This window comes from Saccharothrix sp. DSM 118769, assembly GCF_052936295.1.
In genome coordinates, this window is record NZ_CP193627.1 from 1,641,008 (window position 1) to 1,666,916 (window position 25,909).

At 73.3% G+C, this 25,909-nt stretch carries 24 protein-coding genes; 11 read left to right on the top strand and 13 right to left on the bottom strand.

All coding sequences use genetic code 11. The annotated features are described in order from the left end of the window. The first annotated feature begins 5 nt into the window (after positions 1-5). On the top strand, positions 6-776 hold the full coding sequence (locus ACRAKJ_RS07915; RefSeq protein ID WP_438923452.1) for a peptidoglycan DD-metalloendopeptidase family protein: 771 nt from the start codon (positions 6-8) through the stop codon (positions 774-776). Positions 777-890: 114 nt separating this feature from the next. Further along, the gene (locus ACRAKJ_RS07920) at positions 891-1,952 is read left to right on the top strand and encodes a DUF4192 domain-containing protein (RefSeq protein ID WP_438923453.1); all 1,062 of its coding nucleotides are present in this window, start codon (positions 891-893) and stop codon (positions 1,950-1,952) included. A gap of 103 nt (positions 1,953-2,055) precedes the next feature. Here the strand turns inward: ACRAKJ_RS07920 and ACRAKJ_RS07925 are convergent, their stop codons facing one another. From ACRAKJ_RS07925 to ACRAKJ_RS07940, 4 genes are all read right to left on the bottom strand, one after another. Continuing rightward, positions 2,056-4,104: a prolyl oligopeptidase family serine peptidase gene (locus ACRAKJ_RS07925; protein WP_438923454.1), complete on the bottom strand. Its 2,049-nt coding sequence runs from the start codon at positions 4,102-4,104 to the stop codon at positions 2,056-2,058. After that, positions 4,104-5,081: a UDP-glucose 4-epimerase GalE gene (gene galE / locus ACRAKJ_RS07930; RefSeq protein WP_438923455.1), complete on the bottom strand. Its 978-nt coding sequence runs from the start codon at positions 5,079-5,081 to the stop codon at positions 4,104-4,106. Before galE ends, ACRAKJ_RS07925 begins: the two co-directional genes overlap by 1 nt. A gap of 197 nt (positions 5,082-5,278) precedes the next feature. Beyond that, positions 5,279-6,469, bottom strand: a complete 1,191-nt coding sequence (gene galK, locus ACRAKJ_RS07935; RefSeq protein WP_438923456.1) for a galactokinase — start codon at positions 6,467-6,469, stop codon at positions 5,279-5,281. After that, on the bottom strand, positions 6,466-7,158 hold the full coding sequence (locus ACRAKJ_RS07940) for an iron dependent repressor, metal binding and dimerization domain protein (RefSeq protein WP_438923457.1): 693 nt from the start codon (positions 7,156-7,158) through the stop codon (positions 6,466-6,468). Before ACRAKJ_RS07940 ends, galK begins: the two co-directional genes overlap by 4 nt. Before the next feature lie 61 nt (positions 7,159-7,219). Between ACRAKJ_RS07940 and ACRAKJ_RS07945 the strand changes: the two genes are divergently transcribed. Then, complete coding sequence (locus ACRAKJ_RS07945) at positions 7,220-8,065, top strand: rhodanese-like domain-containing protein (protein ID WP_438923458.1); 846 nt, start codon at positions 7,220-7,222, stop codon at positions 8,063-8,065. 91 nt (positions 8,066-8,156) lie between these two features. On the opposite strand, the gene ACRAKJ_RS07950 is transcribed toward ACRAKJ_RS07945, so the two are convergent. After that, complete coding sequence (locus ACRAKJ_RS07950; protein ID WP_438923459.1) at positions 8,157-8,774, bottom strand: hypothetical protein; 618 nt, start codon at positions 8,772-8,774, stop codon at positions 8,157-8,159. A gap of 163 nt (positions 8,775-8,937) precedes the next feature. On the opposite strand from ACRAKJ_RS07950, the gene ACRAKJ_RS07955 reads away from it, so the two are divergent. The 5 genes from ACRAKJ_RS07955 (at position 8,938) to ACRAKJ_RS07975 (ending at position 15,217) form a co-directional block, all read left to right on the top strand. Beyond that, positions 8,938-10,140: an acetoin utilization protein AcuC gene (locus tag ACRAKJ_RS07955; protein ID WP_438923460.1), complete on the top strand. Its 1,203-nt coding sequence runs from the start codon at positions 8,938-8,940 to the stop codon at positions 10,138-10,140. 3 nt (positions 10,141-10,143) lie between these two features. Then, positions 10,144-12,861, top strand: coding sequence for a GNAT family N-acetyltransferase (locus ACRAKJ_RS07960; protein WP_438923461.1), 2,718 nt, complete (start codon positions 10,144-10,146; stop codon positions 12,859-12,861). Positions 12,862-13,004: 143 nt separating this feature from the next. Beyond that, positions 13,005-13,832: a glutamate ABC transporter substrate-binding protein gene (locus ACRAKJ_RS07965; protein WP_438923462.1), complete on the top strand. Its 828-nt coding sequence runs from the start codon at positions 13,005-13,007 to the stop codon at positions 13,830-13,832. A gap of 58 nt (positions 13,833-13,890) precedes the next feature. Further along, complete coding sequence (locus tag ACRAKJ_RS07970) at positions 13,891-14,664, top strand: UTRA domain-containing protein (protein ID WP_438923463.1); 774 nt, start codon at positions 13,891-13,893, stop codon at positions 14,662-14,664. Positions 14,665-14,878: 214 nt separating this feature from the next. Then, positions 14,879-15,217, top strand: coding sequence for a hypothetical protein (locus ACRAKJ_RS07975; RefSeq protein ID WP_438923464.1), 339 nt, complete (start codon positions 14,879-14,881; stop codon positions 15,215-15,217). A gap of 87 nt (positions 15,218-15,304) precedes the next feature. Here the strand turns inward: ACRAKJ_RS07975 and ACRAKJ_RS07980 are convergent, their stop codons facing one another. The 4 genes from ACRAKJ_RS07980 to ACRAKJ_RS07995 form a co-directional block, all read right to left on the bottom strand. Continuing rightward, on the bottom strand, positions 15,305-16,060 hold the full coding sequence (locus tag ACRAKJ_RS07980; protein WP_438923465.1) for a hypothetical protein: 756 nt from the start codon (positions 16,058-16,060) through the stop codon (positions 15,305-15,307). Beyond that, positions 16,060-16,623, bottom strand: a complete 564-nt coding sequence (locus tag ACRAKJ_RS07985; RefSeq protein WP_438923466.1) for a hypothetical protein — start codon at positions 16,621-16,623, stop codon at positions 16,060-16,062. Before ACRAKJ_RS07985 ends, ACRAKJ_RS07980 begins: the two co-directional genes overlap by 1 nt. 66 nt (positions 16,624-16,689) lie before the next feature. Then, positions 16,690-17,493, bottom strand: coding sequence for an ABC transporter permease (locus ACRAKJ_RS07990; protein WP_438923467.1), 804 nt, complete (start codon positions 17,491-17,493; stop codon positions 16,690-16,692). Beyond that, the gene (locus ACRAKJ_RS07995) at positions 17,490-18,473 is read right to left on the bottom strand and encodes an ATP-binding cassette domain-containing protein (protein WP_438923468.1); all 984 of its coding nucleotides are present in this window, start codon (positions 18,471-18,473) and stop codon (positions 17,490-17,492) included. The genes ACRAKJ_RS07990 and ACRAKJ_RS07995 overlap by 4 nt, the downstream gene beginning before the upstream one ends. A 74-nt stretch (positions 18,474-18,547) precedes the next feature. Here ACRAKJ_RS07995 and ACRAKJ_RS08000 point away from each other — a divergent pair, with 74 nt between their 5' ends. Further along, positions 18,548-18,973 carry a GNAT family N-acetyltransferase gene (locus ACRAKJ_RS08000; RefSeq protein ID WP_438923469.1) on the top strand — a complete coding sequence of 142 codons (426 nt, stop codon included), beginning with the start codon at positions 18,548-18,550 and terminating at the stop codon, positions 18,971-18,973. An 89-nt stretch (positions 18,974-19,062) separates the two neighbouring features. Here the strand turns inward: ACRAKJ_RS08000 and ACRAKJ_RS08005 are convergent, their stop codons facing one another. After that, positions 19,063-19,464, bottom strand: coding sequence for a MerR family transcriptional regulator (locus tag ACRAKJ_RS08005; protein ID WP_438923470.1), 402 nt, complete (start codon positions 19,462-19,464; stop codon positions 19,063-19,065). Between the two features lie 494 nt (positions 19,465-19,958). On the opposite strand from ACRAKJ_RS08005, the gene ACRAKJ_RS08010 reads away from it, so the two are divergent. Then, positions 19,959-20,813, top strand: a complete 855-nt coding sequence (locus ACRAKJ_RS08010; protein ID WP_438923471.1) for a Scr1 family TA system antitoxin-like transcriptional regulator — start codon at positions 19,959-19,961, stop codon at positions 20,811-20,813. Then, on the top strand, positions 20,810-20,986 hold the full coding sequence (locus ACRAKJ_RS08015; protein WP_438923472.1) for a DUF397 domain-containing protein: 177 nt from the start codon (positions 20,810-20,812) through the stop codon (positions 20,984-20,986). The genes ACRAKJ_RS08010 and ACRAKJ_RS08015 overlap by 4 nt, the downstream gene beginning before the upstream one ends. Before the next feature lie 1,401 nt (positions 20,987-22,387). Here the strand turns inward: ACRAKJ_RS08015 and ACRAKJ_RS08020 are convergent. Genes ACRAKJ_RS08020 through ACRAKJ_RS08030 form a run of 3 tightly spaced genes read right to left on the bottom strand, consistent with a single transcriptional unit; the run spans position 22,388 to position 25,665 of the window. Then, complete coding sequence (locus tag ACRAKJ_RS08020; RefSeq protein WP_438927025.1) at positions 22,388-23,974, bottom strand: aldehyde dehydrogenase (NADP(+)); 1,587 nt, start codon at positions 23,972-23,974, stop codon at positions 22,388-22,390. Then, positions 23,971-24,798, bottom strand: coding sequence for an NAD-dependent epimerase/dehydratase family protein (locus tag ACRAKJ_RS08025; protein WP_438927026.1), 828 nt, complete (start codon positions 24,796-24,798; stop codon positions 23,971-23,973). The genes ACRAKJ_RS08020 and ACRAKJ_RS08025 overlap by 4 nt, the downstream gene beginning before the upstream one ends. 48 nt (positions 24,799-24,846) lie before the next feature. After that, positions 24,847-25,665 carry an IclR family transcriptional regulator domain-containing protein gene (locus ACRAKJ_RS08030; RefSeq protein ID WP_438927027.1) on the bottom strand — a complete coding sequence of 273 codons (819 nt, stop codon included), beginning with the start codon at positions 25,663-25,665 and terminating at the stop codon, positions 24,847-24,849. Positions 25,666-25,909 lie beyond the last annotated feature (244 nt).

Consider the following 25,909-nt stretch of genomic DNA (forward strand, 5'->3'; position numbering starts at 1 on the left):
GGCAGATGAGCCGAGCCAGGCGTGCGTTCGTCACGGCCCTGGTGGCGCCGCTGGTCGGCCTCGCCCTCGTGCAGGGCGAGGCCGCAGCGGCCCCGAACTTCCAGTTGCCGTTCCCGTGCAACCAGGTGTGGGAGGGGCAGACCCGCACCAACCACAGCCCCGCCAACTCGGTGGACTTCAACCGGGCCAACGACGACGGCGACCCCGTGGTCGCCTCGGCGGGCGGCACCGTGACGCGGGTGGCGAACGAGGGCAGCACCAGCTACGGCCGCTGGGTCGAGATCGACCACGGCGCCGGCTGGCGCACCCGCTACGCGCACCTGTCCGTGCAGCGGGTCAGCGTCGGGCAGGCCGTGCGGATCGGCCAGCGCATCGGCGACGTCGGCACGACGGGCGGTTCCAGCGGTCCCCACCTGCACTACGAACAGCGGCTCAACGGCGTCGACCAGAAGATCCGGTTCAACGGGACGCAGATCCTGTACTGGGGCACGCGCAGCTACACGAGCCGGAACTCGTGCGGCACCAGCGGCGTGACCGGCACCATCGGCACCGACAGCGGCGCCTCGGTGACCGTCCGCTCCGGTCCCGGCACGTCGTACGCGGCGGTCGGGTCGGTCGCCGACGGCGCGACCGTGACCATCAGCTGCCAGACCACCGGCACCACGGTCACCGGCAAGTACGGCACCACCAACCTGTGGGACAGGATCGGCTCGGGTTACGTCTCCGACGCCTACGTGTACACAGGTTCGGACGGTCGGGTCGCCCCCGACTGCTGAGTTCCCGCAGGTCGCCGGCCGCTCCCGCCCCGCGCGGGAGCGGCCTTTTCCGAGTTGTCCACAGGTCGGCCCTCCCGCCCGCCGCCGACCGGCCGCTTGCCCCACAGTCGTGGCATGACCAACGACCTGCTCCCCACGCCCCGCGTCCAGGACCCGGGCGACCTGATCGCCGCCCTCCCGCACCTGCTGGGCTTCCACCCGGTCGACTCGCTGGTGCTGCTGGCCCTGGAGGGCCCCTCCGTGGCCGTGACGCTGCGCACCGACCTGCCCCCGCCGGACCGCGTGCGCGCCGTGGTCGGCCAACTGATGACCCCGCTCGCGCGCTGCCACCGCGCCACCGCGGTGGCCGTCGTGGTCGGCGGCGGCTCGGGCGACCCGCCGGGGGACCTGCCGCACGACCGCCTCGTCGACGAGCTGGACGACGGCCTGCACGCGGTGGGCGTGCCGCTGGTGCTCGCGGTGTGGACCGCCGCGACCGCGGCCGGCGAGCCGTGGTTCGACTACCACGACGCGGGCACCCGCGGCACCGTCCCGGACCCGACCGCCACCACCCTGGCCGCCACCTCGGCCGCCCAGGGCTTCGTGACGTTCGCCAGCCGTGCCGCGATGGCCGAACTGCTGACCCCCGACCCGCCGGAGGTCCTGGCCCGCCGGGCGCGGCTGCTCGACCGCCGCGCCACCGACACCGCCCCGCCCACCGACGAGGCCCTCCAGTCCCGCCACCGCGAGCTGGTGCGGGCCGAGGTCGTGCGGGCGGCGACCAGGAAGCGCCCCCTGACCGACGAGGAGGTGGCCGACCTGGCCCACGCCCTGTCCAACCCGTGGGTGCGCGACGCGAGCCTGGCCCACTGCACGGGCGAGCACGCCCGCGGCGCCGAGGACCTCTGGCTGGAGCTGACCCGCGCCTGCCCGGCCCCGGAACGCGCGGAACCCGCGACCCTCCTCGCCTTCTCCGCCTACCTGAGGGGGTTGGGCACCCTGGCGGCGCTGGCCCTGGACCGGGCCGAACAGGCCCACCCGGGCCACCGCCTCGCCGAGCTCCTGAGAGCGGCCCTGGACACCGCCCTGCCCCCGGACACCCTCCGCGGGCTGGCCGACCAGGCCGCCGCCGACCACCCGCCCCCGCCGGCCCCGCTCACCTCGGCCACCCCGCCGTCCCCGCCGGAGGTGACCTGACCCCTCACCGCCCGGTGCGTGACCGACCAGGCCGCGACGGCCTCCGGTGCGGACCGGTCGATCACCGACCCGCACCGGGGAGCCCCGTCGGGGGGCGTACGACCTAGACCAGGTCCGGGCGCACCCACTCCTCGCCGAGCACGTGCTCGGCGAGGAACGCGAAGATCGTCTCGTACCAGACCTTCGAGTTGCCCGGCGTCAGGATCCAGTGGTTCTCGCTCGGGAAGTACAGGAACTTCGCGGGCACGCCGTGCCGCACCAGGTCGAAGTACAGCCGCTGCCCCTCGCCGATCGGGACGCGGTAGTCCTTGTCGCCGTGGATCACCAGCATGGGCGTCCTGATGTCCGCGACGCGCAGGTGCGGCGAGTTGGCGCGCACCCGCTCGTCCTGCACGAGCGGGTCGCCCATCTCGCGGATCCAGTAGTACGAGTCGTCCGTGGTGCCGGTGAACGCGTCCAGGTGCCACAGCGACGCGTGCGTCACGATCGCCTTGAACCGGTCGGTCTGGGTGGCGATCCAGTTCGCCATGTACCCGCCGAACGACCCGCCCATGGCGGCCGTGCGCGTCTCGTCGACGTCGTCGCGCCGCACGACGACATCGGTGATCTCCATCAGGTCCGTGTACGGCTTCGCGCCCCACGACGCCCAGCCGGCGCGCACGAAGTCGTGCCCGTAGCCGGTGGACAGCGCCGGGTCCGGCAGCAGCACGGCGTACCCGCGCGCCGCCATCAGCCACGGGTTCCAGCGCCAGCTCCACCCGCTCCAGCTCATCACCGGGCCGCCGTGCACCCACAGCAGCAGCGGCGCGGGCCGCTCGGCGGAGGCGCCGGTCGGCAGCACCAGCCACGCCCGCACGGTCCGCCCGTCGGCCGCGGTGGTCTCGACCTCGGTCAGCGTGCCGGGCAGCGACTCGACCTCGCCGGGCGCGGGCAGCGGCACCGGCTCCTGGTCCGCGCCCGACGCCGACAACCGCACCGGCCGCGGCGGGTGGTCCCACGCGCTGCGCAGCGCGTAGACGGAGCCGCCGTCGGGGCTGACCCGCACGTCGGTGTACGCGCCGGACGCGGTCAGCTTCACGACCTCGCCGGACGCCAGGTCCAGCCGCCAGATCGGCTGGTGCCCCCGGTGGCTGCTGGTGAAGTACACCGCCGACCCGTTCGGGCTCACCACCGGGTGCTCGGGCTCCTCCGGGAAGTCCGCCGCGAGGTCGACCGCGTCGCCGTCGAGCGGGATGCGGACCAGGGTGTTGGTCCACGGCTCGTCCGGCGTCGAGTCGAACGCGCGCACCGCGACCACGCCCGACGAGTCGGGCAGGAAGACCGGCTGGAGGAACGAGTGGCCCTCGCGCTCGGCCAGCACGCGGGTCGACGAGCCGTCCGCCGCCGACAGCCGCAGCCGCACGCGCCTGCCGTAGGCCGGGCTCACCTCGACGCTCTCGGTGTGCACGACCCACCGGCCGTCCGGGCTGATCGCCGGCGAGTCGTCCAGCCGCGCCGACGCGTTCGGCGTCAGGTCGACCAGGCCGGCCGCCGGGTCGAGGCGCGGGCTGTCCACGCCGACCGGGGCCGAGGTGGTCAGCAGCCGGGGGAAGCAGGGGCCGAGGTCGGCGTCCCAGTGCCTGACCGGGTAGGACTCGTGCAGGATCGCCGTCACGCCGGCGTCCTCGCGGGCCTTGCGCAGCTCCTCGTCCTGCTCGCCGAACCCGACGCCGGGGTGCGCGCCCGACGCCAGCAGCACGGTGCCCGCCTGCCGCGCCACCGCGAACTCGGCCACGCCGCCGGCGGGCCGGAACAGCTCACGGGCCTCGCCGGTCGGCGGCAGCAGCCACAGCGCCGCCTTGTCCTTGGCCTTGCCCTCGTTCGGCTTCGCCTCCTGGTCGGGCCGCGACGACACGAACAGCAGCCCGCCGTCGGGCGTGAACGCGGGCGCGCCCTCGCCCTTCGCGCCGCGGGTCAGCCGCCGCGCCGGCCGTTCGCCGGTCGGGTCGACCTCCCACAGCGCGCCCTGCCACGCCTTGCCGTCCGGTGACGGCGAGGACACCACCGCGACGAGCCGCGCGCCGTCCGGCGACAGCGCCAGCGACGACACCCGCGGCATCCCGTTGTACGAGGTCAGGTCCCCGAACCCGGCCTCGGTGATCTTGCCTGTCATCACGCCCCCTGTAGTGACCGGGTGAACTCCCACGCGTCGTTCACGATGCCGGCCAGGTCAACGCGCTCGGGCTTCCACCCCAGTTCGGTGCGCGCCCGCTCGCTGGAGGCCACCAGCACGGCGGGGTCGCCCGCGCGCCGGGGCGCCACGGCCGCCGGGATCGGGTGGCCGGTCACCTCCCGGCACGCCTCGACGACCTGCTTGACCGAGAAGCCCAACCCGTTGCCCAGGTTGTAGATGCGGTGCTCGCCCGCCGCCGCGTGCTCCAGCGCCAGCAGGTGCGCGTCGGCGAGGTCCACGACGTGGATGTAGTCGCGCACGCAGGTGCCGTCCTCGGTGGGCCAGTCCTCGCCGTACACCTGGATCCGCTCGCGCTGCCCGAGGGCGACCTGGAGCACCAGCGGGATCAGGTGGGTCTCCACGCCGTGCCGCTCGCCGAAGCGGCCGTAGGCGCCCGCGACGTTGAAGTAGCGCAGGCTGACCGCGGCCAGGCCGTGCGCGGCGGCGTAGGAGGTGATGGCGTGGTCGATGGCCAGCTTGGTCGCGCCGTAGGTGTTGGTGGGGCGGGTCGGCGCGGTCTCGGCGATCGGCACCTGCTCCGGCTCGCCGTAGGTGGCGGCGGTGGAGGAGAACACCAGGCGGGGCGTGCCGTGCTCGCGCATGGCGTCCAGCAGCCGCAGCGAGGTGACCACGTTGCCGTGCCAGTACTTCGCGGGGTCCTGCATGGACTCGCCGACCAGCGACTTGGCGGCGAAGTGCAGCACGCCGTCGAAGCCCGCGCCGCCCACGCCTGCGGCGAGCACCTCGCCGATCGCCTCGTCGATGCCCGCCTCGACCAGCCGGGCCCCGTCCGGCACCGCGTCCGCGTGCCCGGTGGACAGGTCGTCCAGCACGACCACCTCGTGCCCGGCCTCCACCAGCCTGGCCGCGCAGACGCTGCCCACGTACCCGGCGCCGCCCGTGACGAGCAACTTCACCCTTCCAACCCCACCTTCGCCTCGATGATCAGTACGTCCGCGCGCGGGTCGCGTTCGACGCCCCCGCGCGCGGTAGCGGTCCGTGCCCCGGTACCGGCGGTCCCGCTTCGTCCGGCCCGCGTCAGCGGTCCTGTCCCGCGTCAGTGGTCTCGCCCCACGTCAGCGGTCCTGTCCCGCGTCAGCGGTCCTGTCCCGCGTCAGCGGTCCCGGCCCGCGCCCGCCGAGGGCACGGCGGTGAACGTCCTCGGCGCGGTCCAGCCGTGCTCGGCGAACGCCGACCGCACCCGGGCCACGACCTCGTCGTGCCGGTCGACGGGCACCAGCGCGATGGCCGACCCGCCGAACCCGCCGCCCACCATGCGCGCGCCCAGCGCGCCCGCCGCCTTCGCCGCGTCCACGGCCGCGTCCAGCTCCGGCACGGACACCTTGTAGTCGTCGCGCAGCGACGCGTGCGACGCGTCCAGCAGCGGACCCAGCTCGGCGAGCCGGCCGGTGCGCAGCAGCTCCACCGCCGCCAGCACCCGCTCGTTCTCGGTCACGACGTGCCGCACGAGCGGTCGCAGCCGGTCGGGCAGCCGGTCCAGCGCGCCGTCCAGCTCGGCGACGTGCACGTCGCGCAGCGCGGGCACGCCCAGCAGCCCGGCCGCCTCCTCGCAGCCCGCCCGGCGCGCGCCGTAGCCGCCGTCGGTGTGCGAGTGGTTGGCCCGGGTGTCCACGACCAGGACCTCCAGGCCGTGCGCGGCGGCGTCGAACGGCACCTGCTCGGCCTTGAAGGAGCGCACGTCGAGGAACAGCACGTGCGCCTCGGTGCAGCACAGCGACGCGGTCTGGTCGAGCAGGCCGGTGGGCGCGCCGACGAAGTCGTTCTCGGCGCGCTGCACCCAGCGCGCCACCCGCGGCAGGTCGTCGGCCGGGCGGCCGGCCAGGTCCAGCAGCGCGAGCGCCACCGCGCACTCCAGCGCGTGCGACGAGGACAGGCCCGCGCCGGCGGGCACGTCGCCCGCGATCACCAGGTCGGCGCCGCCCGTCACGCCCTGCTCGCGCAGCGCCCACGCCACCCCGGCCGGGTAGGCGGCCCAGCCGGGCACCCCGCCGGGCTCCAGGTCGGCGACCGCGACGGGCTCGGCCCGCTGCACGCCGCCGTCGTCACCGAGCGTGGCCACGTGCAGCATCCCGTCGTCGCGCGGGGACGCGGCGACCGCGGTCCGGTGGGGCAGCGCGAACGGCAGCACGAAACCGTCGTTGTAGTCCGTGTGCTCCCCGATCAAGTTCACCCGACCGGGCGCGGACCACACGCCGGCCGGGGCGTCGCCGCGCAGCCGCTCGAACGCGCCGGACGCGCGGTCCGCGGGCTCCTGCCGGCCGCGCGACGTCGCGTCGGGCGTCACCGGGCCTGCACCAGCACGGCGTGCGCCACCGCGGGGTCCAGCTCGGCGACCGTGCCGTTGCCGCGCACCTGCACGACCCGGGCACCGCCCATCGAGTCGACCTCGACCGTGCCGCCCGGCACCACGCCCGCGGCCTTCAGCTCGGCCATCAGGTCGGGGTCGAGCTGCACGTGCTCGGCGATGCGGCGCACCTCGACGTGGCCGCCGCCGCGGCGGGCCACCTCGTCGATGCGCACCAGGTCGGCCTCGGCGGGGGGCGCGGGCTCGCCGTCGCCCAACTTGTCCAGACCGGGGATGGGGTTGCCGTAGGGCGAGGTGGTGGGGTTGCCGAGCAGCTTCACCAGCTTGCGCTCGACCGCCTCGCTCATGACGTGCTCCCAGCGGCACGCCTCGCTGTGCACGTGCTCCCACTCCAGGCCGATCACGTCGACCAGGAGGCGTTCGGCGAGCCGGTGCTTGCGCATGACCGCGACGGCGAGGTTGCGACCCTGTTCGGTGAGCTCCAGGTGGCGGTCGTCGGCGACGACCACGAGGCCGTCGCGCTCCATGCGCCCGACGGTCTGGCTCACCGTCGGGCCGCTCTGGCCCAACCGCTCGGCGATGCGGGCGCGCAGGGGCACCACACCTTCTTCTTCGAGCTCGTAGATAGTGCGGAGGTACATCTCCGTCGTGTCGATGAGGTCGTTCACACCCGCTCCCCTTCGTATGGCGTCAATGCTAGTCGGCCGGTCACGGGTGCAGGATGGTGCCGTGCATCCACTGATCAGCACCGAAGCCCTGGCCTCCGCGCTGGACGGCGCGCGAGTCCCGGTCGTGCTCGACGTCCGCTGGCGGTTGGGCGGACCCCCGGGACGTCAAGACTACGAGGTCGGGCACGTTCCCGGCGCCGTCTACCTGGACCTGGACACCGAGCTGGCCGCGCCCCCCGGCGCCGGGGGGCGCCACCCGCTGCCCGAACCGGCCGTCCTCCAGGCCGCGCTGCGGTCGGCCGGCGTCCGCGAAGGTCACCCGGTCGTGGTGTACGACGCCGCCGACGGGTCGGTCGCCGCGCGCGCCTGGTGGCTGCTGCGCTGGTCAGGTCACCCGGAAGTGGCGGTCCTGGACGGCGGGTTCGCGGCGTGGACCGCGGCCGGCCTGCCGGTCGCGACGGACACCCCGTCACCCGAACCGGGCGACATCACCGTGCGCCCCGGCGCGATGCCGACCCTGACCGCGGACGAGGCCGCCGACTTCGCGCGGAGCGGGGCGCTGCTCGACGCCCGCGCGCCCGAGCGCTACCGCGGCGAGACCGAGCCGGTGGACCCGCGCGCCGGGCACATCCCGGGTGCGCTGAACGCGCCCACCTCGGGGCACACGTCCGGGGGTCGCTGGCTCGCGCCGGACGCGCTGGCGGAGCGCTTCGCGGGGCTCGGGGTGACCGGGGGCACGCCGGTCGCGGCCTACTGCGGCTCGGGCGTGACGGCCAGTTCGGTGGTGCTGGCCCTGGAGGTGGCGGGCGTGACCACCGCGGACGCCCCCGCGCCGCTGTACCCGGGCTCGTGGTCGGAGTGGTCGAACGACCCCGCCCGCCCCGCCGCGACGGGCGACACCCCGTAACCGGCCCCGAGAGTCCAACGTCCAGCCCCCGAGAGTCCAACGCCCGGGTCCCCTGAGTTCTGCGCTCAGGACCCGGGCGCCGGACCGACCGTCAGGCGTTGGGGATCTTCTCGAAGCCCTTCGTGGCCAGCTTGAGGGCGATGGCGCACGGGTCGATCTCGTCGATCGGCGTCACGCTCGCCAGGAACGCCGGGGTGATCTCGTCCGGGTCGTCGGTCAGCATCACGATCACCGAGCAGTCGCCGCCGCTCTCCTTCACCTCGTACGCGGTGTTGCCGCCGACCTCGATGGTCCGCGCCTCGCCCTCGTACTCGGCGAACGTCACCATGAACAGCACCACCGCGAACGGGTCCTCGGTGCTCTGCACGCAGCCCTTCTCGCCACCCTTGGCGGCGCCGACGGCCGCGGCGACGTCCTCGGGCGTGAGGATGTCGCAGTCCTCGTAGCCCTCGGTCTTCTTCTTGGTGGCGATCTTCACGTCACCGCTCGGCTTCTGCCCGCCCGTCCCCGGCGCGCTCGGCTCGACCTTGCTCGGCTTGGTCGCGGACGGCTTGCCGGGGACGCTCTTGTCCGTGCTCTTCTCCGCGGCCGAGCCGCCGCCGGCCGCGGCCAACGGCTTGCCCGCGACCGTGGTGGCGCACGCGGACAGGCCGAGCGTGAGCGCCAGGGCCAACGCGGCCGTCAGGGCGGGAACTCGTCGCAGGTGCATGTCGTCTATGACCTCGTTCCGACGTGCGGGGTTCCATCCTCGATGGTCGCAATCCTGCCCGCGTCGTCACGCGAGACTCTAAGTGCACCGGGCACACCCCCACGGCCAGGGCGACCAACCTGTGATCACACGCCGCCGCGCCCCCTGGGCTAGGTTTCGTCGCATGGGCGCGGACAAGGGCAGGGTGGGCGGGACGGGGACGGCCGCGGTCGTCTGGGACGAGTCCTTCCTGGCGTACGACCTGGGCGGCGACCACCCGCTCAACCCCGTGCGGCTGGACCTGACCATCCGGCTCGCCGCGTCGCTCGGCGTGCTGGACGGCGTGGACCTCATCTCGCCGGCCCCGGCCACCGAGGCCGACATCGAACGCGTCCACGAGCCGTCCTACCTCAACGCCGTGCGGGCCGCGCCGATGGCGGGCTGGGACGTCGGGCACGGCCTGGGCACCGCCGACAACCCGGTGTTCGCCCGCATGCACGAGGCATCGGCGCTGGTCGTGGGCGGTTCGCTGGCCGCCGCGCGGAAGATCGCCTCCGGCGAGGTGGACCGGGCGGTGAACATCGCGGGCGGCCTGCACCACGCCATGCGCGACCACGCGGCCGGGTTCTGCGTCTACAACGACTGCGCGGTGGCCATCTCGTGGCTGCTCGACCAGGGCTTCGAGCGGATCGCCTACGTCGACACCGACGTGCACCACGGCGACGGCGTGCAGGCCGCGTTCTACGACGACCCGCGCGTGCTCACCGTCTCGCTGCACCAGAACCCGCTGAGCCTGTGGCCCGGCACCGGCCGGCCCTCCGAACTGGGCGGCGCCGGCGCGGAGGGCACGAGCGTCAACCTGGCCCTGCCGCCCGGCACCGGCGACGCGGCGTGGCTGCGGGCGTTCGAGGCGACCGTGCCCGCCCTGCTGCGGGCGTTCCGGCCGCAGCTGCTGGTCACCCAGTGCGGCGTGGACACCCACCGCGAGGACCCGCTGGCCGACCTGGCGCTCACCGTGGACGGCCACCGCGCCGCGTACCGGCGGCTGCGCGAGCTGGCCGAGGAGGTCGCGGGCGGCAAGTGGCTCGCGCTGGGCGGCGGCGGGTACGAGCTGCTGCGCGTCGTGCCCCGCAGCTGGACGCACCTGCTGGCCACCGTGCTGGACCGGGACGTCGACCCGAACGCGCCGCTGCCCGCCGACTGGGTCGCGCACGCCGCCGGGCTCGCCCCGGACCGGCCCCTGCCGACGTCGATGACGGACGGCTCCGAGACCGGCTTCACGCCGTGGGGCGGCGAGGTGGACACCCCCGTGGACGTCGCGGTCCGCGACACCCGGCGGGCGTTGTTCCCGCTGCACGGCCTGGACCCCGAAGACCCCAGGGACTGACCCGTGGACGAGACCGACGCGAACGCACCGGACCCGTACGACTACCCCCGGCACTGGGAGGCCGACGTCGTGCTCAGCGACGGCGGCACCGTCCACCTGCGCCCGATCACCCCCGACGACGCCGAGAAGCTCCTCGCGTTCCACGGCAGGCTGTCCGAGCGGACCCGCTACTTCCGCTACTTCGGCCCCTACCCGCGGATGCCGAAGCGGGACCTCGACCGGTTCAGCACCGTGGACCACGTCGACCGCGTCGCGTTCACCGCGCTGCTGGGCGACGACATCGTCGCCGTCGGCCGCTACGACCGGCTCGGCGGCGGCGGTTCGGCCGAGGTGGCGTTCGTCGTGGAGGACGTCCACCAGGGCCGCGGGCTCGGCTCGATCCTGCTGGAGCACCTGGCCGCCGCCGCGCGCGAACGCGGGCTGAGCCGGTTCACCGCCGAGGTGCTGGCCGAGAACGGCCAGATGGTGCGGGTCTTCCGGGACGCGGGCTACAAGGTCAGCCGCGCCTTCGAGGAGGGCGCGCTGCACCTGGAGTTCGACATCGACCCCACCGAGGCGTCGGTGGAGGTGGCCCGCGCCCGCGAGCAGGCCGCCGAGGCGCGCAGCGTGCACAACCTGCTGCACCCGCGGTCGGTGGCGGTGATCGGCGCGTCGACCGACCAGACCAAGATCGGCCACGCCGTGCTGGCGAACCTGCTGACCGGCGACTTCAGCGGCCCGGTGTACCCGGTGAACGCCGAGCACCGGTCCGTGCGGGGCGTGCGCGCCTACCCGTCGGTGCTGGAGATCCCCGACGACGTGGACCTGGCCGTGGTCGCCGTGCCCGCCGCGCGCGTGGACGACGTCATGGACGCCTGCCTCGCCAAGGGGGTGAAGGCGCTGGTCGTGGTCACGTCGGGGTTCGGCGAGACGGGAGGCTCGGGGCTGAGCGCCGAGCGCAGGCTCACCGCCGAGGCCCGCGCCCACGGGATGCGGGTCGTCGGCCCGAACGCCCTGGGCGTGCTCAACACCGACCCGGCCGTGCGGCTGAACGCCACGCTGGCGCCGAGGCTGCCCGTCCCCGGCCGCACCGGGTTCTTCTGCCAGTCCGGTGCGCTGGGCACCGCGATCCTGGCGACCGCCGCCGAGCGCGGCCTCGGCCTGTCCACGTTCGTCTCCGCGGGCAACCGCGCCGACGTGTCCGGCAACGACCTGCTCCAGTACTGGGAGACCGACCCGGCGACCGACGTGGTGCTGCTGTACCTGGAGTCGTTCGGCAACCCGCGCAAGTTCGCCAGGCTGGCCCGCCGGCTGGGCCGCACCAAGCCGATCGTGGCGGTGAAGTCCGGCCGGCACGCCGTCACGCCCGCGCTCGCCGCCACCTCCGTGCCGGTGGACGAGGCGAGCGTGCAGGCGCTGTTCGAGCAGGCGGGCGTGATCCGGGTGGAGTCGCTGGCCCAGCTGTTCGACACCGCCCTGCTGCTCGCGCACCAGCCGCTGCCCGCCGGGCCCCGGGTGGCCGTGGTCGGCAACTCGACCGCGATCGGCCTGCTGGCCGCCGACACCGCCCTCGCGCAGGGCCTGGAGCTGGCGGGCGACCCGGTGGACGTGGGCTCGCAGGCCGGGCCCGAGGCGTTCGCCGCCGCCGTGAAGACCGCCCTGGACGACCCCGGCGCGGACGCCCTCGTCGTGGTGTTCGTGCCGCCGCTGGCGGTGCCCGGCGCCGCGTTCGCCCGCGCGCTGCGCGACGTGGTGCGGGGCAACACCGCCAAGCCGATCGCGTCCACGTTCCTCGCCGTGGAGGGCGTGCCCGCCGAACTGGCCGTGCCCGGTCCCGGCGGCGCGCCCGGCCGCGGCTCCGTGCCGTCCTACCCGAGCCCGGAACGGGCGGTGCTCGCGCTGGCCAGGGTCACCCGGTACGCGCGCTGGCGGTCCGCGCCCCAGGGCCGCTTCACCCGCCCCGACGGCATCGACCCCGAGGCGGCCCACGCCCTGGTCGACGCGCTGGTCGACACCCTGGGACCGGACGGGACCGGACCGGACGGGGCGGGCGAGGTCCGGCTCGACGACGACACCGCCGTGCGCCTGCTGGCCTGCTACGGCGTCGAGGTCGTGCCGTTCCGGGTGGTCGGCTCCGCCGACGACGCGGTGCGCGCCGCCGGGGAGCTGGGCTACCCGGTGGCCCTCAAGTCGACCGACGACCGGCTGCGGCACCGCACCGACCTGGTGGGCGTGCGGCTGGACCTGTCCGCCGAGGAGGCCGTGCGCAGCGCGTACGCGATGCTCGCCGAGGTGTCCGATCGGCGGGACGTCTACGTGCAGCGGATGGCGCCCAAGGGCATCTCCTGCGTGCTGGGCCTCCAGGACGACCCGTCGTTCGGCACGCTCGTCTCGTTCGGGTTGTCCGGGCTGGTCAGCGACCTGCTGGGGGACCGCGCGTACCGCGCCGTGCCGCTGACCGACGCCGACGCGGCGGCGCTCGTGCGCGCACCCAAGGCCGCGCCGCTGCTCGCGGGCTACCGCGGTGACGAGGCGGCGGACCTGCCCGCGCTGGAGGACCTCGTGCTCCGGCTCGCCGCGCTCGCCGAGGACCTCCCCGAGGTGCGCGAGCTGGCCCTGGAACCGGTGCTCGCCAGCGCCGCCGGCGCCTACGTCAGCAGCGCCCGCGTCACGCTCGGCCCGCCGCCGTCGAGGCACGACACCGGTCCGCGCCGGCTGCGCCCACCCGGTGGCGCGCGCTGACCGCGTTACCGGGAACGCGATCTTGTTGCGCAACCGTCACGCTTGACCGATCCAATGCCGCCCGCCGTCCTGCGCCTATGGACGGAACCCCTTTCCGCGCCTAGGTTCCGTCCATCCCGAGGAACCGCATGACAAGGGGAAGAATGGCACTGGCACCGTTGCGCGCCCTCGTGGCGACGTGTTCCGCCGCGCTCGTTTTCGCCTCGTGCTCCTCCGGTGACGGCACCACCGTCGCCGGCCGGGCGAGCGGCTCCGAGAAGTTGACCATCGCCGTGGCCTACGACCAGCCAAGACTCGGCATCCGCCGGCTCGACGGCACGTTCCGGGGCTTCGACGTCGACGTGGCCCGTTACGTGGCCAAGGAACTCGGTGTGGAGGAATCGGGAATAACGTTCACCGAAGCACTTCCGTCGGAGCGCGAGAAACTCCTCACGGAGGGCAAGGTCGACCTCGTCGTCTCCAGCTACTCCATCACCGAGAAGCGCGAGGAGGTCATCGACTTCGTGGGTCCGTACTTCATCGCGGGGCAGGACCTCCTGGTGCGGTCGACCGATGTCCGGATCACCGGACCGGAGTCGCTCGACGGGCTCAGGCTGTGCTCGGTCGCCAACACCACCTCGGCCCAGTTCGTGCGCGACCGGTTCGCGCAGTCCGTGGAACTGGTCGAGTACCCCAACTTCAGCGACTGCGTGACCGCCCTGCTCGCCGAGCAGGTCGACACCATGACGACCGACGACGTGATCCTCGCCGGGTACGCCGCGCAGAACCCCGAGCTGCTGAGGGTGGTCGGCAAGCCGTTCAGCGAGGAGCGCTACGGAATCGGGATGCGGCGCGGCGACCCCACCAGCAAGGCGAAGGTCGCGGCGGCCGTCCGGAAGATGATGGACAGCGGCGAGTGGCGCAAGTCCCTGGAGGCCAACGTGGGCGACTCGGGCTACGCCATCCCGGACCCGCCGGAGCCGGTCGGGTGATCTGGGACCCACTCCGATAGCGGTCTGACCGGCGCGGACACCTGCGTAGGCTCGCTGCGTGCCCGCATCGCATTTCGCGCCCCACTACCGCGCGGACGGTCCCGTCCGCGCCGGTATCCCCGAGCACGGTCGGATACCGCGGTACTACGCGGTCAAGACCGAGCTGCTCTGGCTCGTCGACGCGCTGGGGGAGGGGGCGGCGCTGCCGTCGGAGCGGGAGCTGGCCGAGCGCTTCTCCGTGTCGCGCGTGACGCTGCGCCAGGCGGTCGGCGAACTCGTGCTGGAGGGCAAGTTGCAACGCCGCCAGGGCAGCGGCACGTTCGTCGCGCCGCCCAAGCTGGTGCAGCCGTTGTCGCTGGTCAGCTACACCGACGGGATGCGGCGGCAGGGCGTGGCCCCGGCGCGCAGCGTGATCACCGTGGAGCACCTGCCCGCCGACGAGGTGCTGGCCCGCGACCTGCGGGTGGAGCGCGGCGACGCGGTGGTGCACCTGGAGCGGGTGCTGCTGGCCGACGACGAGCGGGTGGGCCTGGAGTCGACCTACCTGTCGGCGGCGCGGTTCCCGACGCTGCTCGACGTGTTCGACCCGACCACGTCGCTGTACGCGTGCCTGCGCGACCGCCTCGGCGTGGTGTTCGCCGAGGCGGAGGAGCGGGTGGAGACGGTGCTGGCGACGCCGCGCGAGGCGTTGCTGATCGGCACCAACCCGGCGCTGCCGATGCTGCTGCTGCACCGCGTGTCCCATGACGACGACGGCAACCCGATCGAGCGGGTCCGCTCGCTCTACCGGGGCGACCGGTTCAGCTTCATGGCGAGCCTGCGCGCCGAGTGACCCGTCGATCGTCCACTGTGGATGATCCACGGCGGTTCGGCGGTCCGGTATTCCCCCTCGCGGGGGTCGACGGGGCGGGTGGCGCCGAACACCGCCCGCGAACCGCCCGTTGGCAGGAATTTGCTTCCGCCCCCGCGGAGGTACCGTTGACTGCCACAGGGACGTGAGTCCTCCTCAGCCCCGCAGCGGCGCGGGACGGACCGGGGGTGGCACCGTGACGTTCAAGGAAGAGTTCCTGTCGGAGCTCGAGGACTGCCTGCGCGGGTACGGTGCCGTGCCGGTGCTGAACCCCAACGCGCTCGCCCGCTTCATCGACTACGTGCGGCGGCTGTCGGACGACGACCCGAGGCTGCGCTGCCTGGGCGGCGTCGACCAGGGGTCGGGCTCGTTCTGGAACAACCCCGCCGTGTGGTGGGAGCTGGTGCCCCGGTTCGGGGTGGCCTCGGCGGACTGCCGCGAGCTGCTCGACCGGATGCTCGACGAGGCGGTCAGCGACGAGGTCGAGGTGCTGGAGATGGAGATCCGGGAGCTGCCCAGGGGCGGGGAGCTGTAGGCGGACCCGGAACACCCGGAACACCCGGTGGAAATGAAACACCCGTTGTGCACCTGGGTCGCCAGATGCACAACGGGGAGACCGTCGTCAGACCGACAGCAGCCGGTCGAAGAACGAGCGGTAGCGCTTCAGGGCCTGGCGCAGTTCCTCGGTCTCGACCTGCTCACCCTGCTGCCACTGCCCCTCCAGGGAGCGCTTGTGCTCGGCGAACGTGGTGGCCAGCGACTGGATGACCTGCGCGACGAGTTCGTCGGCGCGCTGCACCGCCTCGCGCGGGTCGTCGACGAAGTCCGCCTGCAACGCCCGCCACTCGTCCCGGTAGTTCGTGGCGTCGTCGGTGGTGAACAGCGGCGCGTCGGAGGCGGTCACGGCCACCGGCGAGTGCTCCACCGGGGCCGCGCCGACCTCGCCGGCCGCGGTCTCGTCGATGAACTCGTCGTCGGTCGTCCTGTCATCGGTCGTGCCGTCGTCGGTCGTCCTGTCGGCGGTGGTCCCGTCGGCGGCGACCGGCTCGGCGTCGTACCGCTCCTGGTCGGTCAGGTGCGGCTCGGCCACGTCGCGGTCGGACGGCGTCTGCTCGACCGGCTCGCGCCCGTCGTACCCGCCCGTGGCGTCCTGCTCGCGCCACTCGCGGCTCGTGTCCGCGTCGTGGCCGGCGGTGCCGTACCCGGCCGTGTCGTGGCCTGCCGTGTCGTGCCCGGCCCTGTCGTGCCCCGGGAGGTCGTGGCCGGCGGCGTCGTCCCGCGTGCCGCCGTGCCCCTCCGCCGTGCTGTCGGTGTGGGTGCTGTCGGTGTGCTTGTGCGGGGACGCGAAGTCCTCCGTGGTGAGGCGCTGCTCGGCCATCACCGCGCTCCTTCCCGGCGTTCGCCGTCCTTGCGGTTGCCCAGCAGGTCCTCGAACAGGGTCCGGTAGTGGACCATCGCGGTGCGGAGGTCCTCGGTCGACGCCTCACCGCGGTCCTGGCGCCGGCGGATCTCGTGCGCGTCGCGGTAGTGGCCCAACGTGTTCGCGTGCTCGACCGACAGCAGCGACACCCGCTTCTCGTACTCCTCGGTGGGGTAGCCGCGCTCGGCCATCAGGTCGGTGACCAAGCGGTCCGCCTGGCCCACCGCCGCCGACGGCTCGTCCACGAACTGCTCCTGGATGGTGGTCCAGTTGCGCGCGTAGGCCTCGCGCGTCCCCGGGTCGAGGGGGCGCAGTTCGAGCTTGGCGTGCTCGCGCTCCCGCTCGGCCAGTTCGCGTTCGGCGGCCGTCCGGTCGCCCTTGCCCTCCAGCGCCCGGTCGTACTCGGGCCCGAACTTCGAGCGCAACCTCTTGCGCTGCAAGGCGGACCGGACCAGGAAGGCGCCCACGCCCACTACGACCAACACTATGAGGATCACGCCGATGACGACGCCGGTGGACATCTCTGCCTCCTCGGGGCTTGATGTCCCCGGACTACCCATCGCGCCTCTCGCTCGAAACCTGAACGGCTATCGGGAAACCGCCTTGCGGTACTGGCGGATCGCCAGCGGCACGAAGACGGCGAGGAACACCACGACCCAGATCAGCGTCGCCGCCACCGGGTGCCGCAACGGCCACGCCTGCGCCACCGGCATCAACTCGTTGGTGTTGCCGAACAGCTCGCGCGCCGCGGCGGTCACCGCCGACACCGGGTTCCACTCGGCGAACACCCGCAGCGGACCGGGCAGGTTGCTCTCCTGCACGAAGGTGTTCGCGATGAACGTCAGCGGGAAGATCACGATGAACGAGGCGTTGTTGAACACCTCCGGGCTGCGCACCATCAACCCGACGATCGCCATGCCCCACGACAGCGCGTAGGCGAACAGCAGCAGCACCGCGAACCCGGCCAGCGCCTCCAGCGGCGACGAGTGGATGCGCCACCCGACGGCCAGGCCGGTCAACGACATCACCACGATGACGAGCACGTTGTTCAGCAGGTCCGACGTGGTCCGCCCGATCAGCACCGCCGACCGCGCCATGGGCAGCGACCGGAACCGGTCGATCACGCCCTTCTGGATGTCCTCCGCCAGGCCCGAGCCGGTGATCGTCGCGCCGAACACCACGGTCTGCGCGAAGATCCCCGCCATCAGGAACTCGCGGTAGTCCATGCCCGGCACGTCGATCGACCCGCCGAACACGTAGGCGAACAGCAGCACGAACATGATCGGCTGCAACGTCGAGAACACCAGCAGGTCCGGGACCCGCTTGATCTTGATGAGGTTGCGCTTGGCGACGACCGCGCCGTCGCCCAGGGCCTCCGTGAACGCGCTCATGCCCCTTGCTCCCCCTGCTCCTTCTCGGTGTTCGCGACGTTCTCGGTGGCGTGCCCGGTCAGCGAGAGGAACACGTCGTCCAGCGTCGGCCTGCGCAGACCGACGTCGAGCACCTTCACCGCCTCCGCGTCCAGCCGCCGGATGCCGTCCACCAGCACGTCCGCCCCGCCCGACACCGGCACCGTCAGCCGGTGCCCGCGCTCGTCCACCACGATCTCGCCCACCGCCAGCGGGGCCAGCGCGGACTTCGCCGTCAACGCGTCCTGCGCGCCGGCCACGGTCAGCTCCAGCCGTTCACCGCCCACCTGGGCCTTCAGCTCGTCGGCCGTGCCCAGCGCGATGACCCGGCCGTGGTCGATGACCGCGATCCGGTCCGCCAGCCGGTCGGCCTCCTCCAGGTACTGCGTGGTCAGCAGCAGCGTGGTGCCGCCCGCCACCAGCGCGGAGATCACGTCCCACATGCCGAGCCGGCTGCGCGGGTCCAGGCCCGTGGTCGGCTCGTCGAGGAACAGCACCGCCGGTTCCGCCACCAGCGCGCCCGCCAGGTCGAGCCTGCGCCGCATGCCGCCCGAGTAGCCCTTCACCGGCCGGTCGCCCGCCTCCACGAGGTCGAACACCTCCAGCAGCTCGCGCGCCCGCTCCCGGCTGCGCCGCTTGCCCAGGTGGTACAGCCTGCCCACCATGTCGAGGTTCTCGAACCCCGTCAGGTTCTCGTCGACCGCCGCGTACTGGCCGGACAGCCCGATCCGGCGGCGCAGCTCCTTCGCGTCCGCGACGACGTCCAACCCGGTCACCGTCGCCCGGCCCTCGTCCTGCTCCAGCAACGTCGTCAACACCCGCACCGTCGTGGTCTTGCCCGCGCCGTTCGGCCCGAGCAGGCCCATGACGGTGCCCTCCGGCACCACGAGGTCGAGACCGTCGAGGGCCACCACCGACCCGTAGCGCTTGACCAGTCCCTCGGCCACTATCGCGTCTGCCATCGGGCCATCATGGACCGGGGGTCCGACGATTTCAGGTGGATTGCCGGATGTTCCCGGCGGGCTAACCTCATCGGGTGCCCGATCTGATCCGCCGTGCCGACCCGACCGACCTGCCCGCGCTGCTGCCCCTGGTGCGGGAGTTCTACGAGGTGGACGAGCACGCGTACGACGAAGGCGTCGTCACCGCCGCCCTGGGACCGCTGCTGCGCGACGACGCGCACGGGCAGGTGTGGCTGTTCGACACCGGCTACGCGGTGCTCACCTGGGGCTACTCGCTGGAGTCCGGCGGGCGGGACGCGCTGCTCGACGAGTTCTACGTGCGCAACCGCGGCGACGGCGTGGGCGGCGCGGTGATCGCCGAGCTGGTCGAGCGGGCACGCGGAGCCGGTGCCCGCAAGGTGTTCCTGGAGACCGAGGACCGCAACGAGGCCGCGCGCCGGTTCTACCGGCGGCACGGGTTCGCGGACGAGGCGTCGACCTGGCTCAGCCGCGAGCTGTAGCGGGTCGGCGGGCGCCTCGCCGACCGCGTGGGGCCGCTCAGGTCAGCAGCAGCCCGTACCGCAGCACTCGCACTCGCAGTCCACCCCGTTCACCCCCTCTCCTCGGCCGGCGGGCACCACGTGCCCGGCCGGATGTCCGGGCAGCGCCCGGCGGGCAGGTCCCGCACCATCCCCGCCAGCTCGGCGCGCAGCGCGGTGAGCCGCGCCAGTTCCGCGTCCAGCTCGGCGATGTGGCGGTGCAGGAGTTCCTCGGCGGGCTCGCACGGGCACACGCCCGTGTCGCGCACCGCCAGCAGGCCGGCGATCTCGCGCAGGGTCAGCCCGAGGTGCTGGCACCCCCGCACGAACCGGATGCGCTCGACCGCGTCGCGCGGGTAGGCCCGGTACCCCGAGGCCGTCCGCGGCGGCGGGTTCAGCAGCCCCGCCCGTTCGTAGTACCGGACGGTGTCCGGTCGGACCCCCACCGCCTCGGCCAGTTCCGCAACGCGCATGGCCCGACGGTAGACCTTGGAGCGCACTCCAAGGTCAAGCCGCGGGCGGGCGGCCGTCCACCTCGCGCGGCGGGGCCGCGCACATGTGGCCGAACCGTAGTCCGAGCCGATCACGCCCCTCGACGCCCGGAACGCGCGCCCCCGGCCGCCGGCTACGTCCCCCGCCACCGCCGGTCGCCCCCTCTTGCTCCCGGGCCCGATCACCCCCGTGCAGCCGTCGTCACGGACGCCCCGCTGCCGGCGGTAACCGACCGTCAGGGCTGTTCACCGCAGGTCCGGGAGTTGCGGTGGTGCGCCGCCACCGGGAGCGGGCCGGTGGGGTCGCGCGGCGTGGCGCACGTCGCGAGCGCCCATCCCGCGATCGCGCGCACCCCGCCGGCAGGAGGCATTTTATGGGGATGAATATGCACCATATAGCGCTTGATCACGCGAACCGGCGGCGACGGGCGGGGCACTAGGGTGTTCGCAGTTCTTTTCAGCGAGGAGTGTCCCGCATGGCAGCCGTCCAAACCCGACGCAAGCGCAAGCTCGGCCAGTTCCTGAACGCCCTGCGCAAACGTGCCGGCAAGACCGAGGTCGACTACCACGCGCTCACGCGCAAGACGCAGTCCACGCTGTCCCGGATGGAGAACGGCTACATCAGTCCGAGTTGGACCGAACTGGGCGCGCTCCTGGGCCTGTACGGCGCCACCGACGCCGAGCGCCGCGAGGCCGAGGCCCTCTGGGAGGACGCCAAGCAGGACGGGACCCGGCTGGTGTACGCGGCGGCGTACACACCGGAGGCGCGCACCTACGCGCGGCAGGAGGCCGACGCCACGGAGGTGCGCACGATCGAGATGATCGTCATCCCCGGGCTGCTCCAGACGCCCGCGTACGCCGCCGCCATCCGGCTCGCCGGGCAGCGGTTCATGGACGCCGCCGTGTCGGCGGAGCAGGTCGCCGCGGCGCTCGCGAACAGGCAGCGCCGACTGCCCGGCCTGCGCCTGCACGCCGTGATCGACGAGGCCGCCCTGCACCGCGTCGTGGGCAGCCGCGACGTCATGCGCGAGCAGTTGTCGCATTTGCTCGAGATGGGGAAGCAGGACAACATCACCATCCAAGTGGTCCCGTTCGGCGCCGGTGCCCACGGGACCATGTCCGGAGGCGGCGCGACTGCCCTCCGCTTCGAGGACAGCGACCCTTCAGCCGTGTACCTGGAGTACGCGGGCGGTGGTAAGTGGGTGGACAATCGCGCCGATGTGCAAAAGTACCTGCTGCACTTCGAGGAAATGGTGAACGAGGTCGCCCTGTCGCCCAAGGACTCGGCCTCGTTGATCAGAAAAATGGCAACGGCACTGAAGGACACATGATCAACGACAAGACGTGGCGCAAGAGCACCCACTCCGGCGCGGGCAACAACTGCGTGGAGCTGTCCGTGGCCCGGACGTCCACGAGCGTCCGGGACAGCAAGCGGCCCGAACCGCAGCTGACCTTTGCGGACCGTCCTTTCCGGGCGTTCCTCACACTCCTCCGACAAACCTGACCGTCACCGCCGAGCCGCCGTCCGCTCCCGGTGTTCGCGGTCACCGCGGCGCCGTGAGCGGCGGCGATGGCGCGACCCGGCCCGCGGAACGGTCCCTCCACCCCGGGTGGTCCGCCCCCGACCCCCGTCGCCCCGACCGCCTCGGTGGCCGCACCCGCCCGCCGCCACCCGCCGCCATCCGCCGCCGCCCGCCGGAGCACGTGCCCAGTCGTGCCGGACGGCGGAGCAGGGGTCCGGTCAACCACCTCGTTCTCGCCACCGGCCAATGCGAGCAGTCCGCGATGAGCCATTCGTGTGGCGCGTTCACAGAAGTTCCACTCCCAGTTGTTTCGCATCCCCCGGTGCGTCCGGTCGGGTGACGAAAACTTCGATGAGTGCTCGTTTCACTGCTAAGGGTGTCCGCATTTCACGCGAAGCGCCCGCGACGAACCCCGCTGCCCGCCGAAAGCGCGGTCGAACCGGTGGAGCGCCGCGTTGAAAGTGTCGGTGGGTCCCACCCACCGAGAACCACCCGAATGCCGGCCCGACCACACCCGCGAGGAGCAACCCCACAACCCCGGGAGTGAGCGACAGTTCCCCATCTCCGCCCAGCGGGCCCCGTGGTCCGCCGGTGGGTTTCCCCGTCCACACAGGACCGGCCCCGTCCCGACGACCTCGTGCACCCGGTCGGCACCGCCTCGTCGGGTGCTGACGGACCCGACGAGGCGGCGGGACGGCGACGACGGCGAGCGCCAGTGTGCCCCACCCGAACTCCGAACCACACCGTCGTGGACGCACGACCCGTCGGGAGCACCGGCGACTCGTACGTCCGCACCGCGAGAGTCGTACGTTCAGGACCCCTGAGTTCCGCGTTCAGGTCAGAGGCGGGTGGCGCGGGTGGCGCGGAGGGGGCGGGCGGTCGCGGTTCGCTCCTCGGCGTCGTCGCTCCGTAACCAGTTCGGGTGTACTGCCGGCTGACCGCCGGCAGTACACCCGAACCAGGACTAACCTTGATCTCCCAAGACGATCTTGCCTAGCTGGATCGGGTGAACATGGAGGGGAACATGTACGAAAACGGGGTTTCGCCACTCGGTTGAAACATGAGGAAACCCCGAGCGACCACAGCCGTCCACCCACCGCCCCCCACCCGCGCACCCGCCCCCGTTCATCCTCACCTGCCCCACACGCCCCACCAGCCACGCCCTCCCGGCCGACCACGCCCACCAGCCGGCCGCCGAGCCCCCGGCCGACCGCATCCGTCCGGCTGGCCGCCGAGCGCCCGCCCGGCCGCACCCAGCCGGCCGCATCAAGCCGGCCGACCGCATCCAACCGGCCGACCGCATCCAACCGGCCGACCGCACCCAGCCGGCCGACCGCATCCAACTGGCCGCACCCAGCTGCCCGCCCGGCCGCCGGTCGTCCTCAGTGGACCCCGAGCACCCCGTCGACCCGCCGCGGAATCCCCATCGGGTTCCCGTCCCGCAGCTCCGGCGGCAGCAGCTCGTCCGGCCAGGACTGGTAGGTGACCGGCCCGACCCACCGCCGGATCGCGGTCGCACCGACCGACGTGTGCAGCGCGTTCGTGGTGGACGGCCAAGGCCCGCCGTGGTGCATGCCCCACGCCACGGCCACCCCGGTCGGCCAGCCGTTGAAGATCAACCTTCCCACGACCGGCCGCAGCGCCTCGGCGACCCGCCCGGCGTCGGCCAGCTCCGCGTCGGCCGCGTGCACCGTGCCGGTGAGCGTGCCGGGCAGCTTCGGCAGCACGTCGAGCAGCTCGTCGAGCGAGGAGTAGGTCACCACGACCGCCGCCGGGCCGAAGTGCTCCTCGGTGAGCGTCGCCAGGTTGTCCGCGAACCCGGACAGCGGCACCTCGTACAGCCGCGGCTCGACGCTCCAGCCCTCGGCGGGGGCCGTGCCGTGGGCGACCAGCTTGGCCAGGCCCGACGCGGCCAGGCCCTCGGTGCCCGAGCGGTAGGCGTCGCACATGCGCTCGTTGAGCATCGGCCCGCCCGCCGCGCCCGACACCGCCGCGGCGAGCGCGGGCACCAGGGACCCCGGCGCGAACAGCAGGCCCGGGTTGGTGCAGAACTGGCCGACGCCCAGCGTGAGCGAGCCGACGAACTCGGCCGCGAACCCCTCGGGGCGCGCGTCGGCGGCGGCGGGGAGGACGACGGCCGGGTTGATGCTGCCCAGCTCGCCGTAGAACGGGATCGGCTCGGGCCTGGACGACGCCAGGTCGAACAGGGCCCGGCCGCCGGCGGTGGAGCCGGTGAAGCCGACCGCCTTGACGGCCGGGTGCCGGACCAGCGCGACGCCCGCCCCCTGGCCGTGCACGACGCCGAACACGCCGGCCGGCAGGGCGGCTTCGACGACGCGCGCCGTCGCCGCGGAGGTGCCGGGGTGCGACGGGTGCGCCTTCACGACCACCGGGCAGCCCGCGGCCAGGGCGGACGCGGTGTCGCCGCCGGCGATCGAGAACGCGAACGGGAAGTTCGACGCCGCGAACACGCCGACCGTCCCGAGTGGACGGAGCATGCGCCGCAGCACGGGGCGCGGCGGGATGATGCCGGGGTCCGCCGTGTCGAGCGTGGCCTCGACCCAGCTGCCCTCGCGCAGCACCTCGGCGAACAGTCGCAGCTGGTTCGTCGTGCGCTTCAGCTCGGTGGTCAGCCGGGGGCGGCCGAGGGCGGTCTCGCCGTCGGCCAGGGTGACCAGCTCCTCGGACGCGGCGTCGAGCGCGTCGGCCACCGACTCCAGGGCCGTCGCGCGCTCCGCGGCGGGGAGCGACGACCACGCGGGGAAGGCCGCCGCGGCGGCCGTGACCACGCGGTCCACGTCGGTGTCGCTCGACTCGGGGACCGGAGGGCCGAAAGGTTCACCGGTTCGCGGGTCGTAGCCCTGGACGCCGGCCCCGGTCACGTCGTCGGTCCCCGAGGTGCCCGAGGTGCCCGAGGTGCCCGAGGTGCCAGAGGTCCCCGAGGTCCCGGTGCCCACCGTGCCCGTCATCGGCCGGCCTCCTTCACGGCGGTGTCGAACTCCGGACCGCACCACATGCCGCCCAGGTGGGTGTAGGCGGGCGAGTCCGGGTCGAGTTCGCCCTTCTCCGCCAGCACCTCCTCCGCGAACACCTCGGAGTCGTCCTCCGACTTGTAGCCCAGCGCCTCGGCCTCGGCCAGCGAGAACCACCGCCGCGTGTTGTCCGACACGCCCCACACCACCCGGAACCCGGGCGACGGCGCCGACAGGCACGCCTCGAACAGCCGCGCGCCGTCGTCCGGCGACAGCCACGTGGACAGCATCCGGGCGTCGCGCGGCTTCTCGAAGCACGACCCGATGCGCACCGCGATCACGTCCATCCCGTACCGCGACGCGTACAGGCTGCCCAGCGCCTCCAGCGCCACCTTGCTCACGCCGTAGTACGTGTCCGGCTGCGGGAACAGGTAGTCGCCCGCCTCGCCGGAGGACCGCTGGTAGTAGCCGACGGCGTGGTTGGAGCTGGCCAGCACGACCCGGCGCACCCCGGCCCGCCGCGCCGCCTCCAGCACCACGTGCGTGCCGTTGATGTTCACGTCGAGGATGTCCGCCCACGGCCGCTCCAGGCTGTGGCCGCCGAGGTGGATCACGGCGTCGACGTCCGCGCAGGCCGCCTCCATCGCCGCCTCGTCGGTGACCGAGGCCGTCACCAACTCCACCCGTTCGCCGGCGTCCGCCGGGGGGAGGGGGGCGATGTCGAGCAGGCGGAGGGTCCGGTCCGGAGCGGCCAGCCGGCTGCGCATCAGCGTGCCGACGATGCCGGCCGCCCCGGTGATCAGGATTCGTTCGGTCACCATTCGACCTTTCGGAGGAGCGGGAAGTGGGGAAATCGGGGGGGCGCCGCGTCAGCGGCCGAACTGGCGGAGCAGTTCGGTGATGGTGCGGGCGCCGTGCAGGAGCGCTTCGATGACCTGGCGCTCGTGGTCCTGGTCGAGCCGGCCCAGCGGGACGGAGCAGCTCATCGCGTCGAGCACGGGGTTGCGGTAGGGCAGGGCGACGGCGAAGCAGCCCAGGCCGGGGGTGTTCTCCTCGCGCTCGTGGGCGTAGCCGACGGCGCGGAAACCGGCGAGCTGCGCGTGCAGCGCGGGCCGTTCCACGATCGTGTTCTGGGTGAGGGGGACCAGCCGCGCGGGCAGGATCGAGTCGACCTCGGCGGGCGTGCGGGCGGCCAGCAGGGCCTTGCCCAGCGAGGTGGAGTGCGCGGGCAGGCGGCGGCCGACGCGGGACACGACGCGCAGGTGGTGCTCGGACTCGCGGCTGGCCAGGTAGACCACGTCGGCGCCGTCGAGGCGGGCGAGGTGCACCGTCTCGTTGATCTCGCGCCGCACCTGCTCCATCACCCGGATGGCGACCTGCACCACCGGGTCGTGGTCGAGGTAGGAGGTGCCGACGAGCAGGGCGCGCACGCCGATGCCGTAGGTGCCGCGGGTCTGGTCGAGCTCGACCCAGCCGCGCGCGACGAGCGTCTGGAGCAGCATGTACAGGCTCGACTTCGGGTAGCTCAGCTCGCGGTGCAGTTCGGTCAACGTCAGGGGCCGGTCCGACGACGAGAGGACTTCGAGCAGTTCCACAGTCCGATCGGCGGACTTGACCGCGTTCGGCCGAGCGGGTGACGCGGGTCCAGTCACGAAGTCCTCCACGGGAAACGTTCCGGCAACACGCACTTGACACGTCGATGCGCCGATTCTTACAGTCCGGCCAATACGTTCACAAGTACGATCCCGCTTCACATATATGAAAAGTATGGCCGTGAACAGGAGTCAGGGTCAATGAGAACTTCCGACCGGTGCGTCGAGGCTGCCGCTGCGCCGACCGCGTTGGGGTTCGGCGTGCCCGGTGCGCTCACACCGGACGCGCACGACCCGTGCTCCCGGGGGACGGCCCGGTGACGGCGGACGACACCGCCCG